Raw genomic sequence first — 16,769 nt, 5'->3', positions numbered from 1 at the left:
CTCCTAATTTTTGACCGTGTTATTGGTTGGACGCGATTTTTTCATCCTGAGGGCCGTCCGCTAGGTATGCCTCAAGCGAATCGTCCAGCGCATCAATCCACGGTGTGTGATGTTTTGGCGACATGGTGCCGGTCATCAAAGAACGGTAGGAGTGATCGCGGAAGGTCATGATGTTTTCCTTCTTGTGGTGTTTCCATTCCAGGAAGGTCTGGTTGACGGCTGGAATATCGAAAGACGGATAATCGGTGGCGTCAATCAGTTCTTGGATGTAGTCGCCTTGGAAGGTATACATTTCTTCCGCAGTTTCCAGCGTCAGTTCCTTTTCCCGCCAGGCCTGGGAGTTTTGGGTCATTTCCGCTTTGCTTGGCAATGGAATGCGTCCGAGAATGATGTCGCGGACATACCAGGCCTGGGCGTCAAACATATTGAAGGTGTACCACTGGTCTTGCATGCCGAGATAAAAGAACTTCGGATTGTCTTCCCAGACCACGCCTTTATAGAGGTCAAGCGGCCAAAGGCGGTTGTCCGTCACCAAGCGTAGGGAATCCGGCAGATATGGGAAGTGGTGCAAATATCCGGTACATAGGATAATGGCGTCGATTTTCTTGGAACTGCCGTCGGCGAAATAGGCACGATGGGTGTCGACGCGCTCCAAAAGCGGTCTTTCTTCCCAGTTTTCAGGCCATTTATAATTCATCGGTGCCGAGCGATAACAGGTGGTGATGCTTTTGGCGCCGTATTTATAACATTGTGATCCGATGTCTTCTGCCGAGTAACTGGCACCGACCAACAGGATGTCTTTGCCTTTGAACTCCAAGGCATCGCGGAAATCGTGAGCGTGCAGGATGCGGCCGCCGAAAGTCTGGAAACCTTCGAATTCAGGCACTTTCGGTGTGGAAAAGTGGCCGGAGGCGGAAATCACATAATCGAATTCTTCGGAATAGATTTCGTCTTCATTGTGGTCTTGAACCGTGACGGTGAAGGTTTCGGTGGCGTCGTCGTATGAAACGTTGCGGACCACGGTATTGAAACGGATGTAATCGCGGACACCGGCTTTTTCGACGCGGCCTTTAATGTAATCCCACAGCACTTCACGCGGCGGGTAAGAGGCGATGGGTTTGCCGAAATGTTCGTCGAAGGTGTAATCCGCGAACTCCAAACATTCCTTAGGCCCATTCGACCATAGGTAGCGATACATACTGCAATGCACCGGTTCGCCGTTTTCGTCCAGGCCGGTGCGCCAGGTGTAATTCCACAAACCGCCCCAATCGCTTTGCTTTTCAAAACAAACCAGTTCAGGAATATCCGCTCCTTTGGCTTGGGCGGATTGGAAAGCTCTCAGTTGTGCCAGTCCGCTAGGGCCTGCTCCGATAATTGCAACACGTTTTGTCATGGTGATGTCTCCTAATGAAATGAATAGATAATTCTTTTAAAGAAAAAAAGTTTCTTTGCTTCGTTGGGAGATAAGTTAATGGATTTATCCGGGGTTGGATATTCCTAAGAGTTAGTAACTCTAAAAGGGTAACGGGGTATGCGAGTGGGGTAGTCGGTGTGTTAAAGCAGGGTGTCCAAGGCGAAAATCACCCCTTCAATGCCGAGAATGGAACCGGTGTCGGAATAAATGGCACAGCCTTTTTCGTACACTTGGCGGGTATGACCGTCCGCGTGGCGCAAACGGTAAGCGATTTCAAAACAACGATTGTCCTGTATGGATTTTTGAACATTGCACCAGACGTCTTCCTGGTCCTCGTCGTGAATCAGCGAGCCGTAGGACAGCTCGGCGTTATTGATCATTTTCTCCGGAGAGTACCCCGTCAGTTCCCGGCAGCCGTCGCTGACAAATTCCATGGTCCAGTGAATGTTGTTGCGGGAACGGTAAATCATCGCGGGCACTCGGTCGACCAAACGGTTCAGGCTGCGGTAGCGGGCTTCCTTGATTTGGTCGGAACGGATTTGCGGGGTAATGTCGCACAGAGTGGCGCTCAACGGATAAGGCCGGCCGGGCAACAGCGGCTGCACCCGTATTTCGCACCAATGCACCACATCCTCTTTATCAAGAATGCGTAGCCATAACAATTGACTGTCGCAGGCCTGGTGAAATTTCTGGAATGCGATCTGCCAGTTGACGCGATCCTCCGGGTGGATGAACTGGGTGAAGGGTTGGTGCTGACAGTCGGCGGAGGCGTGACCCGTCAATTGTGACCAATGGCGGTTGGCGTATTGCAACCGATTGTGTTTTTCGATGACGATGACGGCGTCGTTGAGGCTGTCGATCAGCGTTTCCAGATTTAAGCTGTGGGGGCTTCGCAGCCAATCGGCCGCGTTTTGCAGCCAGGCGGTCATGATGGTTCGTCCGTTTGCGACGCTTTCAGGCGATGATTCCAAGCCGCCAGTTCCAACCGGGAATGCAGGTCGAGTTTGCGTAGCAGGTTCTTGACGTACACTTTGACCGTGCCGTCGCTGATGCCGAGTTCGCGGGCAATCAGCTTATTGCTGAGACCCTTTGAAATCAATTCGAGCGTCTGGCGTTCGCGTTCGGTCAGGTCGTTGAGAATGTCCTCGTGGGTTTCCGGTTCACGCTGAGTGGGCATCGGATGGTTTTGAGAACGAATGCCCTGGGCCAATAAGGTCACGGCGGATTCGTCGATGGCGATTTTGCCGGCCAGTACCGCCGAGAGATGGTCGAGAATCTGTTCGGAGTCGGTGTCTTTCAGCAGATAACCGTCGGCGCCAATGCTGATGGCTTCCATCAGGCTTTGGCTGTCCATCGACACCGTCAGCATGACGATTTTGGTGTCCGTCAGTTGTGGGCGTAGGGCTTTCAGGGCTTCAATGCCGCTCATATCGGGCATCTGTAAATCCAGCAGCAATAAGTCGGGCGGTATCTCCGGCATGTCTTCAATCAAGTCCAATGCCGATCCGTAGGATTGCATGACGTCAAAACGGTCGCTTTCATTCAGCAGTTCAACGACGCCGCGTCGGAACAGTGGGTGGTCGTCGACGACGATAGCATTCGCTGTCGTGGAGGATTTCATGGTGTCAGTGTTTCCTTGATAGCCATAAACAAACGCGCGTGCCACCTTGCTGACGCGTTTCGATTTGTAATTTGGCACCCAGTTTGCGGGCGCGTTCTTCCATTATGCGGAGCCCGAAGCTGTCCTTACGGGCGGGATTCGGGCGGATACCGATGCCGTTGTCTTCTACGGTGATGCTGACGTCGGCATCGGGGTGATGGGTGATGACGATTCGCGCGTGCGAGGCATGGGAGTGCCGCACCAGATTACAGAGCGCTTCACGAACGATGAACAACACTTCATTCGGGTGAGAGACGGTTTCCAACGCTTCTTTTGCCCGATTATCCAACTCGAAGACGATGCCGGAAAGTTGCTCGAATTCATTCATGGTGTTTTCGATGGCGCTTGAAAGGTGCGGTTCCTCATAAGTCACGCGGGAGGACGAAATCATCTCGCGGGTCAGACGGTGCGCAAAGCCGATTTGCTGTTCAATGTCTTTGCTCAGTTTGCGGAAAGTCGGGTCTTCCAGTTCCAGGCACGCGCTGTTTAAGGTGTAAGCCCGCATTTTGAGATAACTCAGTATCTGTGCGATGGAGTCGTGCAAATCGGCCGCTTGGGCTTCTCGTTCCTGTTGCACGGCCTGGTTGATTTGTTGCCGGTGTTTTTGGTGTGCCTGTAACCCTTTTTGTAATGCATTGCGGAATGGGCGTAGTCGGTTTGCCGCCAGGTTGTCGGTAGGAACCGGGCCTTTGAAGACCACCACCAGATAGGCTTCTTCATGACTTTCACGGTTTTTTAACGGGAAGAACACTATATTATGTGCGCCCACCTGGTCGATGCGCTGCGAATTGCTGGCACCCGGCGTGCGGATGCGCAGGGATTCGAAATAATTCATCAATTGCGGATTGGGCGGTAGGTGCGTGGGCGCATGCACATGGTATTTATGCCCGGCCAACGGCGTCAGAATGAACAAACTGTCGTAATGGGGCAGCTTGGCACTGCACTGGGCTTGCAAGGCGCTTTGGGAAAGCAGATTGGGTAGCAGTTGATTCAGGTTGTTAGTGGTGGCCAGTTGGAAAGCGATATCGGAGTAATCAAGCGCGTTTAAGCCGTGGGGCCTTGTCTTGCGGACAGAACGATGCCAAAGTGTGGAAATGTTGAACGATAACAGTTGTCCCAAGTTAACCATTCGGACTCACCTTGCTCACCTTTTTGGCTCATTAATTGTGCAATTTATTACCCAGTTGTGAGAAGTAGCACCAAACATGCCATCGGTCGGAATTCAGGCCTACTCCATTGGGGTTACTGCCAATGGAGTATTGTGCAAAGTCCTTGAATAATAAATCATATCAGTAAATTTTGTTTATTATCAGGAATCAATAAATCGGTTTGGTCATTCAGTGTTTGTCGGGAAAAGCCACAGCATCTTTTTCCAAAATCGCACTGATTGAGTGCAAATGCGCTGTTATGTACCAAATCGTTTATTGAGCACAGTGAGAGCAACATCATGACGCAAACACATGCCTATGTAAAGGAGTACCGCATTCCCGGACAAGACGCCATCTGTCTGTCGGTTCAGGCGGGGGAACGGGTGCAAGTGGCTTCGGTCGATGGTTGTCAGGGATGTGAAGTATTCTTCGTTTCCGACAACGGTTATCGGTTGCCTGTTTCAGGTGCCGTGACGCTCGGTCCGGCGAATGGCACTTTGAACCTGATGGCCGACAACGGTCAGGCTGCCGAGCGTTTGAAAGATCGGTTTCAGAGTTGGCAGGTGAAAGAGGCCGTTTTGAATGATGCCTACACCTTTCCCGCGCAAGCCTTACCGGATATTTCACCCGAGCAGGATGTCACGCTGGTTGTGGTGGCCGCAGGCGATAAAATGGCGGTGGATTCTCATCAGCCGACCACCGAGTTGAAGGTGGTGCATTATGCCCAGGCGCCGGTTGATTTGCCGGAACCGCTGGCTGAACCGGTACAGGAAATCCGCGTTCCGCACAGTAGCGCACGCACTTATGAAGTGAAGGCCGGGCAGTGGATTCAAATCATCGACGTGCAAGGCAAGCAAAGCTCCGACTTCATCGCGTTTGATAAAGCCGCATTGGACGCCGGGCAAGAAAAGATGATCGACGGCACCGCGACCCGAACCAATATGGGCTTGTCCTTACCGCAACCGGGCCTGTTTTCCAAATTCATGGACGAAGACCAGCAAACCATGTTGGAAGTGGTTCAGGATACGGTCGGTTGTCACGACAGCTTCCTGTTCGCCTGCAGTCCGAAATTTTATGAAGACCAGGGGTATTTCGGTCACATCAGTTGTACCGAGAACTTCAACAACGCTTTGAAAAAATACGGCATTCAACCGCGTAGCGGCTGGCCGGCGATTAATTTCTTTTTCAATACCTATGTCGAGCCGTGTGGCACTATCGGGTTTGCGGAACCCTGGTCTCGCCCCGGCGATTACGTTTTGTTGAAAGCCAATCGGGATTTGTTGTGTGCCTCGTCGGCCTGTCCGGATGACATCGACCCGGCCAACGGTTGGCATCCGACCGACATTCATGTCCGAATCTACGATGAGAACGAACAATTTACCCGTTCCATCGCTTACCGAACCATTCCAGAGGAGTTGTCCCGCATGACCAAGCAAACCGGCTTTCACAGTCGAACGTCGAAACTCACCAAACATTTTGCCGAATACCGGGGGTACTGGGTGGCGACCGAATACGAAGGCTGGGGCGTCAATGCCGAATATCTGGCGTGCCGTGAAAAGGTCGCCATGATTGACCTGACACCGCTGCGCAAGTTCGAAGTGGTCGGTTCGGATGCGGAAGTGTTCATGCAGTATGCCATCACCCGTAATGTCCGACGCGTTTCGGTGGGTGAAATCGTCTATTCGGCGATTTGCAACGAAACCGGCGGCATGATCGATGACGGCACCTTGTTCAAAATGAGTGACCAGGCGTTCCGTTGGGTGTGCGGTGATCCTTATACCGGCAAATGGCTACGCGAGTTGGCGGAGAAAACCGGGCATCAGGTCACGGTGCGTGAATCGACCGATCAGCTCCACAATGTCGCGGTGCAAGGGCCAAACAGCCGAGCGCTGTTGCAAGAACTGATTTGGACGCCCGAACACCAAACGGATGTGGCCGACCTGGCCTGGTTCTATTTCACCATCGGACGCCTCGGCGGGCCGACCGGAACACCGGTAATGGTATCCCGTACCGGTTACACCGGGGAGCTGGGGTTTGAAGTCTGGTGCCATCCGGACGATGCGGAAACCTTGTGGGATGTGATTTGGGAAGCCGGTCAGGCGTACGGCATCGCGCCCTTGGGGTTCGATGCACTGGATAAGCTGCGCATCGAAGCCGGTTTGATTTTCGCCGAGCATGAATTCTGCCCGGAAACCAATCCGTTTGAAGCGGGCATCGGTTTTACCACGCCGCTGAAAACCAACGATGAAGATTTTGTCGGGCGCCAGGCGATTGAGCGTCAGGCACCGGAAAGCCGTCATAAATTGATGGGGCTGGCGGTGCAAAGCAATGAACCGGTGCATCACGGCGACAAGATTTATAACGGGCGTTTCCCGGTCGGCGTTGTCACCAGCGCGACCTTTTCGCCGATTTTGAAAAAACAGATCGCGCTGTGCCGTCTGGCGCCGGATTTCGCTGCGGTGGATACCGAACTGGAAGTCGGGCAGTTGGACGGCCAGCAAAAACGCATTCCGGCCAAAGTAGTGGCCTTGCCGTTTTACGACCCGGAACGAACCCGGGTGAGAAGTTAATCCATAAATGGGGCTTATCTTGCTCCATTTCAATGAATTTAAGTGATGTCAGGGGGCCGACGAAGGCGACATCATTTATTTGCAATGCTGACAGGCATTGGTTTTGTGGCTTGCGTTTGGATGCCATTTTCAGTCATCGGGGGCTTTAAAGGTGGTTAAAAACGTGTTGTTTTGAGCGTTCCAAAAGGGGCGGTTTTGTTTGGCATTGTCGGGAAAGGTTCGGTTTTGGATGCTCGGCGTGTCGTGTTAGACCTGAGGAAGTTGTTCGAAAAAATTGAGATTCGAAACGCACCGCGTATCGGGATTGAGTTTTTTTGAACGATTAGATGGGTCCTTTAATCAACTTTAAGAGGTTTCAATTATGGAGCAATCAGCACCTACATTAGCCAGTTTACAGGCGATGATTGAAATGTCCGATACAATCAATATGGAAATTTTCTATTGGTTCTGTACCGGTCTGATGGTCATTATTCACGTCGGTTTCCTGGCCTATGAGATGGGCGCGTCCCGTCTTAAGAACGCATTGGCGTCCGGGGTTAAGAATATTCTGGCGTTTGCGTTTATGGTTCCCACTTTCTTTTTCATCGGATGGTGGATTTATTTGAGTATGTACAACGGGTTCGTTCCGGATTTCGAAGCAGGCGCCGCCGGGTTGCCTTGGTCGGAAAACATGGGGCCGAACTTGTCGGATAATGCCTCCGGTATCTTCTGGGGTGCTTTCGTGCTGTTCGCAGCGACCACGGCGTCAATTTTTTCGGGCGCGGTCATCGAGCGTATTCGCATGAGTTCCTTCCTGGTTCTGGCGGTTCTGCTGGGGTCTGTGGTGTGGATTTTGGCCGCGTCTTGGGGCTGGCACCCAACCGGTTGGTTGACCACCGAATGGGGTTATCATGACTTTGGTGCCGCCGGTGCCGTTCACATGGTTGCAGGTTTCTTTGCCTTGGGTGTGCTGCTGAATCTGGGCGCACGTATCGGCCGATTCGGTCCGAAGGGCGAAGTGAATACGATTGTCGGTCACAGCGTACCGATGAGCATGATCGGTTTGATGTTGATCGTGGTCGGTTTCTTCGGCTTCCTGGGCGGTTGTATCATCTATATGCCGGGCGCGCAATGGACGTCTATTTTCGGTAACGAAACCACGCTTTCCGCGATTAGCTTCAATACTTTGATGGCGATTGCCGGCGGGATTATCGGGGCTTATGTCATGACGCGTCAGCCGTTCTGGATGTTGTCCGGTGCGATTGCCGGTATCGTGGCTTCTGCGCCAGGTTTGGACCTTTACTATCCACCACTTGCGTTCCTGATCGCCTTCATCGGTGGTGCCGTCGCGCCAATGGTCGATAAGATACTGTCCTCGCGTTTCAAACTCGACGATCCGGTCGGTGCCTTCGGTGTGCACGGGGCCAGTGGTGTGGTCGGTTTGTTGATGTTGGGCGTGTTCAGCGGCTTCCCGAATGTGGTCGAAGGTGCGCCGAATGTTTCCTTCATGGGTCAATTGCAAAGTGCGGTTGTCATGGCACTGGTCGGCTTCATTCCTGGATACTTCGTATCGTTGGTGTTGTCGAAGTTCGGTTTACTGCGTGTGCCACCGAAAGCCGAAATGGCCGGTTTGGACATCGTAGAAGTACCGTTGCAGGCGTACCCTGAATCGGTTCCGGCTTACAACAGCAAAGACGAGTCTGGTGCTTCCGTCGGGAAAACCGCTTAATTTAATTCAGAGTAATATTCAACGTAATAAAGGAGAAATACGATGAATGCGAGTCCAATTACCAGTTGGGAAGGGGCCACGGCCTACTTTACGTTTGCCAATAATCCGACCATGATCGGATTGATTCTTGGCTTGGCCGTATTGGTGACGCTTGGCGTGATTGTTTATTCGTTCTATCACGAAAACCACTCATATATCGATTACCAATAACCAAGCAATTCTTACCTGACGTAATGTCAACCGGTGGACTTGGATCCACCGGCTTTTTTCTTCCTCCCTTCCCAAATTGATTTCCCCATCGTTTTTGCGTTTGTCTTGTCGCGAATTTGCGCTATGATGATTCAATTGCTCCAGAGAGTTCGAATGAATTTAAAACTCTTTCCGGCACCGTTTTATCCGACGTTCACACACATTCAGCGTAAAGAATCATGGCAAAAGACATCAATTGGAAAAAGACCTATGCCGCCGTTTGGCGCGGTAAAAAAGGGCGTTTACGCGCCGTCTCCGATTTGGACAGCATCGCAATGGACGATTTGCTGGGCATCGATACCCAAAAATTGGAATTCCGTCAAAACCTCGAACAGTTTCTGGACGGCCGACCGTGCAACCATGTTTTGCTGTGGGGCGCGCGTGGTACGGGCAAATCGTCTTTGGTCAAAGCCGCATTGAACACCTATGGCGAGCAAAAACTCCGTGTGGTGGAAGTGGAAAAACAAGACATCGACGACCTGCCGGAAATCAGCGATTTGCTGCGTGAATTGCCGTGGCGATTCCTGCTGTATTGCGATGACCTGACCTTCGAAGCCGGCGACCCGCGCTACCGTTATTTAAAAGTGTTGATGGAAGGTTCCATCGAGCGCCCGCCGGAAAATATTTTGATGATGGCCACGTCGAATCGTCGGCACCTGGTCAGCGAAAAAATGCAGGATAATCTGGCGGTGACGCAAGAGCAGAACGGCGAAATTCATTACGGAGACGCGGTGGAAGAAAGCACTTCGCTGGCGGACCGTTTCGGCTTGCGTTTGTCTTTTTACGCGCCGCCGCAGGATCAATACCTGCAAATGGTGGACCGATTGTTTACCGACTATGTGGGCGACCGTGAAATGCTGCATCGTGAAGCCATTAATTTCGCTACCGCTCGCGGTGGGCGCAGTGGCCGGGTGGCGAAACAGTTTTACAATTATTTCGCCATGCAAGTATCCGGTTCGGGCAACGAAGGTTAAACCCGCAAACGGTTATCTCGGTTTTCACCAGGCCTGGTGGTTTTTTGAGTTGGTTGGCTAATTGTCGAAACGGATAAAACCGTAACAAAAACAAGGTTTGTTACAATAGGCGGATTGTTTAAAAATAAGAAGATAAAACAGGATGTTATTCATGCGTCGAATGTTACAAGTCGTTTCGTTTTTGGTGGTGTCCATTGCTGTTTGGGGCACTGTTCAGGCCGCACAAACCACGCCGATCAAACAAGCCGCCGTCGCCATGCCGGACGAATACAGCGCCAAAGTCGCTCAGCAGATTTTACAACGCGGCGGTAATGCGGTGGACGCTTCCATTGCCGCGGCCTTGACCCTGGCAGTGACCTATCCTGAGGCCGGAAACCTGGGCGGCGGCGGTTTTATGACCTTGTACTTTCCTCAGTCGAAGTCGGCTGACGCAGCGCAACAGTCCCAGCAGGCGTATTTCCTCGATTACCGCGAAAAAGCCCCGCAAGCCGCACATCGTGATTTGTATCTGGATGCCAAAAAACGCGTGATTCCGTATCAATCGCTGGTCGGTTACAAAGCCTCCGGTGTACCGGGCACAGTGTTAGGCTTGTGGGAAGCGCACCAAAGATTCGGTTTCATGCCGTGGTGGATGCTGGTGCAACCGGCGATTGATTATGCCGAAAACGGCTTTGTGGTGTCCAAGCATTTGGTCAAAGTCGCCCAATGGTATCAAAGCTGGATTGCCGATAAATCCAAACAACCGCTTAATTTCAAAACCTATTTCGGTCATCTGAAAGCCGGGCAAACCTTCAAACAACCGGAGTTGGCGAAAACCTTGAAACGCATCGCCAAACTCGGGCCTTACGATTTTTATTTCGGCGAAACCGCCGATTTACTGGTCAAAGAAATGCAGTCCAACGGCGGTTTGATTACCCGTCAGGATTTGGCCGATTACCGCGTGAAATGGCGTCAGCCGATTGTGGCCGAATGGAAAGGGCACGAAATCATTTCCGCCGCGCCGCCCAGCTCCGGCGGCATCGCCATCGTGCAACTGCTGAAAATGAAAGCGTTGCTGGACGACGAATTCCAAGATGCGCTGGTATCGATGGACAAAGCCGGTATTCCGCCGGACGCCACGCGCGCCCACTTCTATGCGGAAATGGAAAAACGCGTCTATGCCGACCGTGCCAAATACCTCGGTGACCCGGATTTCGTTGAGGTGCCGATTCAGCAATTGATTTCGGATGCGTATCTGCAACGCCGCGCCGACGAAGTGAACATGGACGAAATTTCCGATTCGGAACAAATTCAGCCAGGCCTGGGCGAATCGCCGGATACCACGCATTTCTCGGTGGTGGACGGTGACGGGAATGCCGTGTCGAATACCTATACCTTGAATATGCCGTTCGGCAGCGGCGTAGTGGTTTCCGGTGCTGGGTTCCTGATGAACGATGAAATGGACGACTTCAGCACCAAACCCGGCGTGGCGAATGTGTTCGGCGTGGTCGGCGGCAAAGCCAATGAAATCGCCCCGGAAAAACGCATGCTATCCTCCATGTCGCCGACCATTCTGGTCAAGGACAATCAAGCCGAAGTCGTGGTCGGCACGCCGGGCGGTTCCTCCATTATCACGTCCGTGTTCCAAACCATTGTCAATGTGGTGGACCGCAAAATGCCCGCCCAGCAAGCGGTGGACGCCACGCGCGTGCATCATCAATTGTTGCCGAAGGATTTGATTCAATACCACCCCGAACTCGACACCGACACCCGTCAGGCATTGGAATTAATGGGCTACCGTTTGAAGCGCGGTAATTACTTGGGCGACGTGCAATTGATTGTGCAGGACGACAACGGCCTGCAAGCCGCCGCCGATGTGCGCGGCCGTGGCGTCGCCAAGGTATTTGACATTCCGCCCAGCGTTTCCAAAGATGATTGACGAAGCGCAAACGACTGAAACCCCTCAAAACGACTGGCAAGTGTATTTATTGCGCTGTGCTGACAATACCCTCTATTGCGGCATCACCAACGACCTGTCGCGTCGCCTGCGCCAACACAACGGCGAAATTAATGGCGGCGCCAAATACACCCAAGGCCGCCGCCCCTGCCAACTCGTCTATTCCGAAAACCATCCCGACAAAAGCCAAGCCCTCAAACGCGAACTGCAAATCAAAAAGTGGCCGAGAAGCCAGAAAGAAGGGTTGTGTTCCAACATGGAAAAATAATCATGTTTAGTTTTGATAAGGTTTGATACGTATTTAATTTTTGCAAATCAAAAAATGTGCTGAAATAATAAAGTATAAATAGGCTTGAAAAAATTTTAGAAGCGCATGTACAAAGAATATACGTTATCAATTTAGTTTTTATAGAGATTTATTGATCCTAGATTGTTAGATAAAGGAAATTGAGTGGCAAAAAGACCAGTTTATTTACCTTCTAAATCAGAAGACTTTTTAGTTGAAACTATAATGGTTGATTTCGAATGGTCTCCGGGACTCGCGGCCATTCATAAGCAAAAATCGATAGATTCCTTACATCAGTCTATTAAAGAAAAATTAAACTATATTAATGAATTATTAGAAGTTTCTAGTAAGTCAAAAGTTGATCTCGGGGTGAAGTTAAGTGCTTTTAACCTTTCTATTTACGATGTAAAGCGCCAAATTGAATTTAGCGTTGAGGCAGCTTTCCAGTCGAGTAAGGTTTTTGAGTTTGGTGGGCCTTATCGAGATTTACTTGATGTTCCTTCGCTCAAAGCTAAGAAGGATAGCCGTTTAAAGTCTTCGGGACGACTCATAAAGTTCCAATTTTACAATCAAGAGTGGCCTTTGGAACCTGAGACCGCATTCTATGATTATTTATATGTAAATGCCTTGTTGAAGCATCCCGAATATCATGATGAGCTTTTGAAGTTTTCGGCTTTTACTGATATTGAGTTTAACCCAGATAAGTCTATAAATTGCCAAGCATATTCTGTTGCACTTTTTGTTTCTTTGTATCAAAGAGGGCTGTTAAATCAAGTAAATTTAAAAGAAAAAGATTGTTTTTTAGGCCTGATATCCAAATTTAAAACAAGTAATGCTAACAATCAAAGTAGTATTCAGCCGAAGCTAATATAGGAAGTTTTTTCATGTTAAAGTCAATAAGCCTGACGGGAGAACAAAAGAAAGTCCTTTTTTTACCGCCGCAAAACCCAGTTCAGATAAGGGGGGGTGCTGGTAGTGGAAAAACTACAGTCTCCTTGTATCGTGCAAAACAATTGATTGAGACACAAAATCAATTGTTTAGCCAATCAAAGGTAGTTATTTTTACTTATAATAAAACGCTAGCAGCTTATATTGATGCTGTAAAAGCACATATACGGAACATTTATAGCAAAGAAGGGGAAGAAATTTCTACACACTCTGGCCTAGATATTCAAGTTACGAATTTTCATAAATGGGCATATAGCTTTGTTGGACTACATAGTAGTCAGGTTATTAAACCTTGGGATCAGGAAAAGTACATACAAGAAGCAATATACAAACAAAAGGCACTAGATCAACAAAATACAATTTTGAATAAATCTATCGAATTTTTTAAAGATGAAATTTCGTGGATGAAAGGTAAGGTTTTTGAATCAGAAATAGATTATTTAAATACTCCAAGGTCTGGAAGAGGAACTGGGGATAGGGTTATGAAAGATCACAAGTCTGCAATATGGGGTGTGTTTCTACATTACAAAAAAATAATGGAGATTAATGGCAAAATTGATTTTGATGATTTTGCATTACTTGCATTGAAGAAAATAAATAATACTAATTCATTTCAAGCCCCTTTTTCCCATATTATCATTGATGAAGCTCAAGACTTGAATAAGGCACAGATACTCACCTTATCGAAGTTGGTTTCAGAAGAGACAAATAGCTTAACGATAATTGCAGATGCAGCTCAGCGGATTTATAAGAGTGGGTTTACTTGGAAAGAAGTAGGTATAAATGTTCAAGGTGGGCGTAGTTTATCGTTTAAAAAAAATTATAGAAACACGTTAAATATAGCAAGATCTGCGGCGAGCCTATTAGATTATGAGGATGATAAATCCGATTTTACAGAATCTGACTTTTCTCACTTAAAGGAGGGAAGTACTCCGAAATTTATTCGATTTAGTTCGTCAATAGAGCAACTAGGCTGGCTTGTTAAAACTATAAATAGTTTTGAAAATCTAAGTGAGACAGTGGTTTTACACAGAACACAGATGGGAGTTAAAAGCTGTCACGCTTTTTTAGAAAGAATGGGAGTTTCATCTGAAATCGTAAATGGTGAGATTAACTACTATAGTAATGCTATTAAAGTTTGTACGATGTCTTCTATTAAAGGGCTTGAGTTCGATAATGTGTTTATTATTGATTTGAATGAAGGTGTATTTCCTTATCCTCCTGGATTTATTGATGAAGATGATGAATACCATATTTCTACAGAACGAAGACTTTTATATACATGTATGACTAGAGCAAGAAAAAATTTATTTTTATTGAATAGTGGTGAACCAACTAGGTATATAAATGAAATTTCCCCTGAATTCATTGAGAAGATTGACTTTTCTGTTGTACTGTAATTCTGAAGAGAGTTTTTTTGATGGAAATAAAAGATGATTATTTACAGATTGAAGAAGAAGTGAGAAAAAGAGGGATAGGACAGCTTATTCACTTTACTCCTACAATTAATTTGATGAGTATTATCGATCAGCAGGGGTTACTAAGTCGTGCAACCCTTGAAGCTTTAGATATAGATAAATACGATGTTTTGGATTATGCAAAGTTTACTGATGAGATAAGGTACGATGATAAGAATTACATTAATTTATCAATTACCGGTCCAAATACATATTTATTTAGAAAGTTTAGAGAACGTACAGAGGATGAACCATACATAGTGTGGTGTGTTTTAAAAATCAATTTAGAGCCTTTGTATTGGAAAGAGACAAAGTTTTCGATAACTAATGCGGCATCACAAGCGGCTAAAAAGCAAGGTATAGGTGGAGACTATGTTAGTTTTAGTAAGCTTTTTTCTAGTGAGCTATTTATAAAAAACAGAATTTTAAGGAGCAATCATATTCCTCAAAATATGCCAACGGATAGTCAAGCCGAAGTGTTGGTAAGGGATAAAATTCCCTTGTCCTGTATAAAGCAAGTTTGTTTTGTTGACGATGAGTCTTTGGCAATGACCTTGGCAGCTTTTTCCTCTCTAAAATTTGATTCGACAATTTTTACAGTAGATAAATCATTATTTGTTTAAATTAAGTCTATTAACATTAGACTCTTTGGTTTCCCTGACTCGGGTGTTTTTTGTATTTACTTTGAGGATACTGAAATTAATATGTCCAAATTGAAGGAAATCAATCGAGTGATTTCACCTTGTTGTTGTCTGGTTAGTGTTAACGATTTTTCGTCATACGTATTTCAAACTTGTCACAGTGATGGTATTAATTCCTTCGCATGGATTAATGTTAAGAGCATGGCAGATCTTCAAGTATTCAATCACATCAAGGCGCCTTTCGCCTGATTCAATTTTGCTAATCCAAGAGTGTGGCGAATTAAGCTGCGCAGATAGCTTTCTAGCAGAAATTCCTTTTTCTTCTCGTTTTGTTTGAATCCAATTGAGCAGTACTTTGTATTCTGCTAAATGAATTGTTTTATCCATGGAACGGGTCGCCAAAAAATAATTTGACCCTATTTTAGTTCCACCTTTATAATGACCCCAAAATAGGGTCAATATGACTTTTAGTATTTAAAATTTTATTTTCATTAGATAAAGGGATGATATGTATTACAGGAATTTTTTAGGGTCAGGAGCAGTTGTTATGTTTGTTGCTATTACTTTAGCTGCATGTGGTGGTGGAGGTTCTGATAGCCCACAAAGTAATGAAGTCGATAAGGGTGGAGAGCAACAATTAAGAGATTTTGGAGATTCTCAAAGTAAAAGAGGGGTTCCTTACAATTTGTCAGGGACTGATGGTAAGACGTTTTATAGTACATACGGTTGCACTTTAGGGGCATCTAAAAATTCTTTTTTAGTCTATTCAAACGGATTTGTCGAAGTATCTTACCAAGCATCTAAAAGTTCTACTTATCATACTGAATGTATGATGGAAAAGGCATATTTAAAAGTGGATATAGGAAATACGACTGATTTGGATGCTGATTTTTATGACGGTGAAAAATACGGGTATATGGTTTTTTATGATGAATCACTAAACTTGTTTTTTGAAATAAATAGTAATGCATTAGATATTGATGATGTTATAGCTTCTCAAGCTTACAAGTTAGTTGGGATAACCAATGATGGATTGAGCGCGGTAATCGATAAAAAAAACGGGGATACTGTTACCGTCCAACTTTCAGAAATATTTAAAGAGATTCCTCTTAGCACTATCGGTATCAATAAATATGCTCCAGCTTCATTTTACTCAGATAATTCTGATTTACTAATGGAAGTAGGAAGTACTGTTTCATATCCGATTGCATCATATGCAACCATCGATAAAGTATATGATTTAAGGGGTTTTCTATACAACTATAGCGATTCAGGATGTGATCATAGCGGAAGTGCTTATGCGATTTACAATGATGGAAGAATGGTAACAAAAGATCGAACAACAGGTAGTTATGAATCGACTTGCAATATAACTCAATTGTATGAAAAAGTAGAGTTGCATAATACAACAATGATAAAAGGTGATTATATTAATCAGTATACGTTTTATGATAGTTCTACGAAAATTTTTTATGATCACCTATCCACGAACTTTGGAGATAGTTCCGATTACTCCTTGGTTGAGATTATTTACCATGGAAATTATGGCGTGGTTGAAGATTCAGGCGGTAATAAAACAATTGTTAAGATTCTAAGTTCTTACAAACAGGTTTCATAACCATTGTTAATATTTCAATGGTAAGGTATTGAGATCGAGATGATCCAGGTTCAATTTATATTGATTATGATAAAGAAAGCGGACTTTCTAATGCTGATAGACACCGAATCATTGATGTAGATCCTACGGGAGCATTTTATATTTGTCCATAATAGAAAAG

15 protein-coding genes are annotated in these 16,769 nt (G+C 46.9%); 10 read left to right on the top strand and 5 right to left on the bottom strand.

Annotated features, from left to right (window positions below):
- Nucleotides 1-19: 19 nt before the first annotated feature.
- The 4 genes from AC0KH7_RS09050 to AC0KH7_RS09035 all read right to left on the bottom strand — a co-directional run bounded on the left by AC0KH7_RS09050 (nt 20) and on the right by AC0KH7_RS09035 (nt 4,203).
- Nucleotides 20-1,393: a flavin-containing monooxygenase gene (locus AC0KH7_RS09050; protein ID WP_472372711.1), complete on the bottom strand. Its 1,374-nt coding sequence runs from the start codon at nt 1,391-1,393 to the stop codon at nt 20-22.
- Nucleotides 1,394-1,554: 161 nt separating this feature from the next.
- Nucleotides 1,555-2,343: a PAS domain-containing protein gene (locus tag AC0KH7_RS09045; RefSeq protein ID WP_472372710.1), complete on the bottom strand. Its 789-nt coding sequence runs from the start codon at nt 2,341-2,343 to the stop codon at nt 1,555-1,557.
- Nucleotides 2,340-3,035 carry a response regulator gene (locus AC0KH7_RS09040; protein ID WP_472372708.1) on the bottom strand — a complete coding sequence of 232 codons (696 nt, stop codon included), beginning with the start codon at nt 3,033-3,035 and terminating at the stop codon, nt 2,340-2,342. The genes AC0KH7_RS09045 and AC0KH7_RS09040 overlap by 4 nt, the downstream gene beginning before the upstream one ends.
- A 4-nt stretch (nt 3,036-3,039) precedes the next feature.
- Nucleotides 3,040-4,203: a sensor histidine kinase gene (locus AC0KH7_RS09035; protein WP_472372706.1), complete on the bottom strand. Its 1,164-nt coding sequence runs from the start codon at nt 4,201-4,203 to the stop codon at nt 3,040-3,042.
- Nucleotides 4,204-4,521: 318 nt separating this feature from the next.
- Here AC0KH7_RS09035 and AC0KH7_RS09030 point away from each other — a divergent pair, with 318 nt between their 5' ends.
- The 9 genes from AC0KH7_RS09030 to AC0KH7_RS08990 all read left to right on the top strand — a co-directional run bounded on the left by AC0KH7_RS09030 (nt 4,522) and on the right by AC0KH7_RS08990 (nt 14,973).
- Entirely contained in the window at nt 4,522-6,792 is a 2,271-nt protein-coding gene (locus tag AC0KH7_RS09030) for a DUF1989 domain-containing protein (RefSeq protein ID WP_472372704.1), read from the top strand.
- 361 nt (nt 6,793-7,153) lie between these two features.
- Nucleotides 7,154-8,500: an ammonium transporter gene (locus AC0KH7_RS09025; protein WP_472372702.1), complete on the top strand. Its 1,347-nt coding sequence runs from the start codon at nt 7,154-7,156 to the stop codon at nt 8,498-8,500.
- A 42-nt stretch (nt 8,501-8,542) separates the two neighbouring features.
- Complete coding sequence (locus AC0KH7_RS09020; protein ID WP_472372700.1) at nt 8,543-8,710, top strand: hypothetical protein; 168 nt, start codon at nt 8,543-8,545, stop codon at nt 8,708-8,710.
- Between the two features lie 218 nt (nt 8,711-8,928).
- Nucleotides 8,929-9,723 (top strand): ATP-binding protein, encoded by a 795-nt coding sequence (locus AC0KH7_RS09015; protein ID WP_472372698.1) that lies wholly within the window; start codon nt 8,929-8,931, stop codon nt 9,721-9,723.
- 151 nt (nt 9,724-9,874) lie between these two features.
- Nucleotides 9,875-11,641 carry a gamma-glutamyltransferase gene (gene ggt / locus AC0KH7_RS09010; protein WP_472372696.1) on the top strand — a complete coding sequence of 589 codons (1,767 nt, stop codon included), beginning with the start codon at nt 9,875-9,877 and terminating at the stop codon, nt 11,639-11,641.
- Nucleotides 11,634-11,927 carry a GIY-YIG nuclease family protein gene (locus AC0KH7_RS09005; RefSeq protein ID WP_472372694.1) on the top strand — a complete coding sequence of 98 codons (294 nt, stop codon included), beginning with the start codon at nt 11,634-11,636 and terminating at the stop codon, nt 11,925-11,927. Before ggt ends, AC0KH7_RS09005 begins: the two co-directional genes overlap by 8 nt.
- Nucleotides 11,928-12,110: 183 nt before the next feature.
- The gene (locus tag AC0KH7_RS09000) at nt 12,111-12,818 is read left to right on the top strand and encodes a DarT1-associated NADAR antitoxin family protein (RefSeq protein ID WP_472372692.1); all 708 of its coding nucleotides are present in this window, start codon (nt 12,111-12,113) and stop codon (nt 12,816-12,818) included.
- Nucleotides 12,819-12,829: 11 nt separating this feature from the next.
- Nucleotides 12,830-14,293 (top strand): UvrD-helicase domain-containing protein, encoded by a 1,464-nt coding sequence (locus tag AC0KH7_RS08995; protein WP_472372690.1) that lies wholly within the window; start codon nt 12,830-12,832, stop codon nt 14,291-14,293.
- A 20-nt stretch (nt 14,294-14,313) separates the two neighbouring features.
- The gene (locus AC0KH7_RS08990) at nt 14,314-14,973 is read left to right on the top strand and encodes a DarT ssDNA thymidine ADP-ribosyltransferase family protein (RefSeq protein ID WP_472372688.1); all 660 of its coding nucleotides are present in this window, start codon (nt 14,314-14,316) and stop codon (nt 14,971-14,973) included.
- Nucleotides 14,974-15,126: 153 nt separating this feature from the next.
- Here AC0KH7_RS08990 and AC0KH7_RS08985 read toward each other — a convergent pair whose 3' ends face one another.
- The gene (locus AC0KH7_RS08985) at nt 15,127-15,378 is read right to left on the bottom strand and encodes a helix-turn-helix domain-containing protein (protein WP_472372686.1); all 252 of its coding nucleotides are present in this window, start codon (nt 15,376-15,378) and stop codon (nt 15,127-15,129) included.
- A 160-nt stretch (nt 15,379-15,538) separates the two neighbouring features.
- Between AC0KH7_RS08985 and AC0KH7_RS08980 the strand changes: the two genes are divergently transcribed.
- A complete protein-coding gene (locus AC0KH7_RS08980) occupies nt 15,539-16,609 on the top strand; it encodes a hypothetical protein (protein ID WP_472372684.1) in 1,071 nt (356 codons plus the stop codon).
- The last annotated feature ends 160 nt before the right edge of the window (nt 16,610-16,769 follow it).

The organism is Hydrogenovibrio sp. (assembly GCF_965140365.1).
Classification (GTDB): domain Bacteria; phylum Pseudomonadota; class Gammaproteobacteria; order Thiomicrospirales; family Thiomicrospiraceae; genus Hydrogenovibrio.
This window is presented reverse-complemented; position numbering and strand designations above follow the sequence as displayed.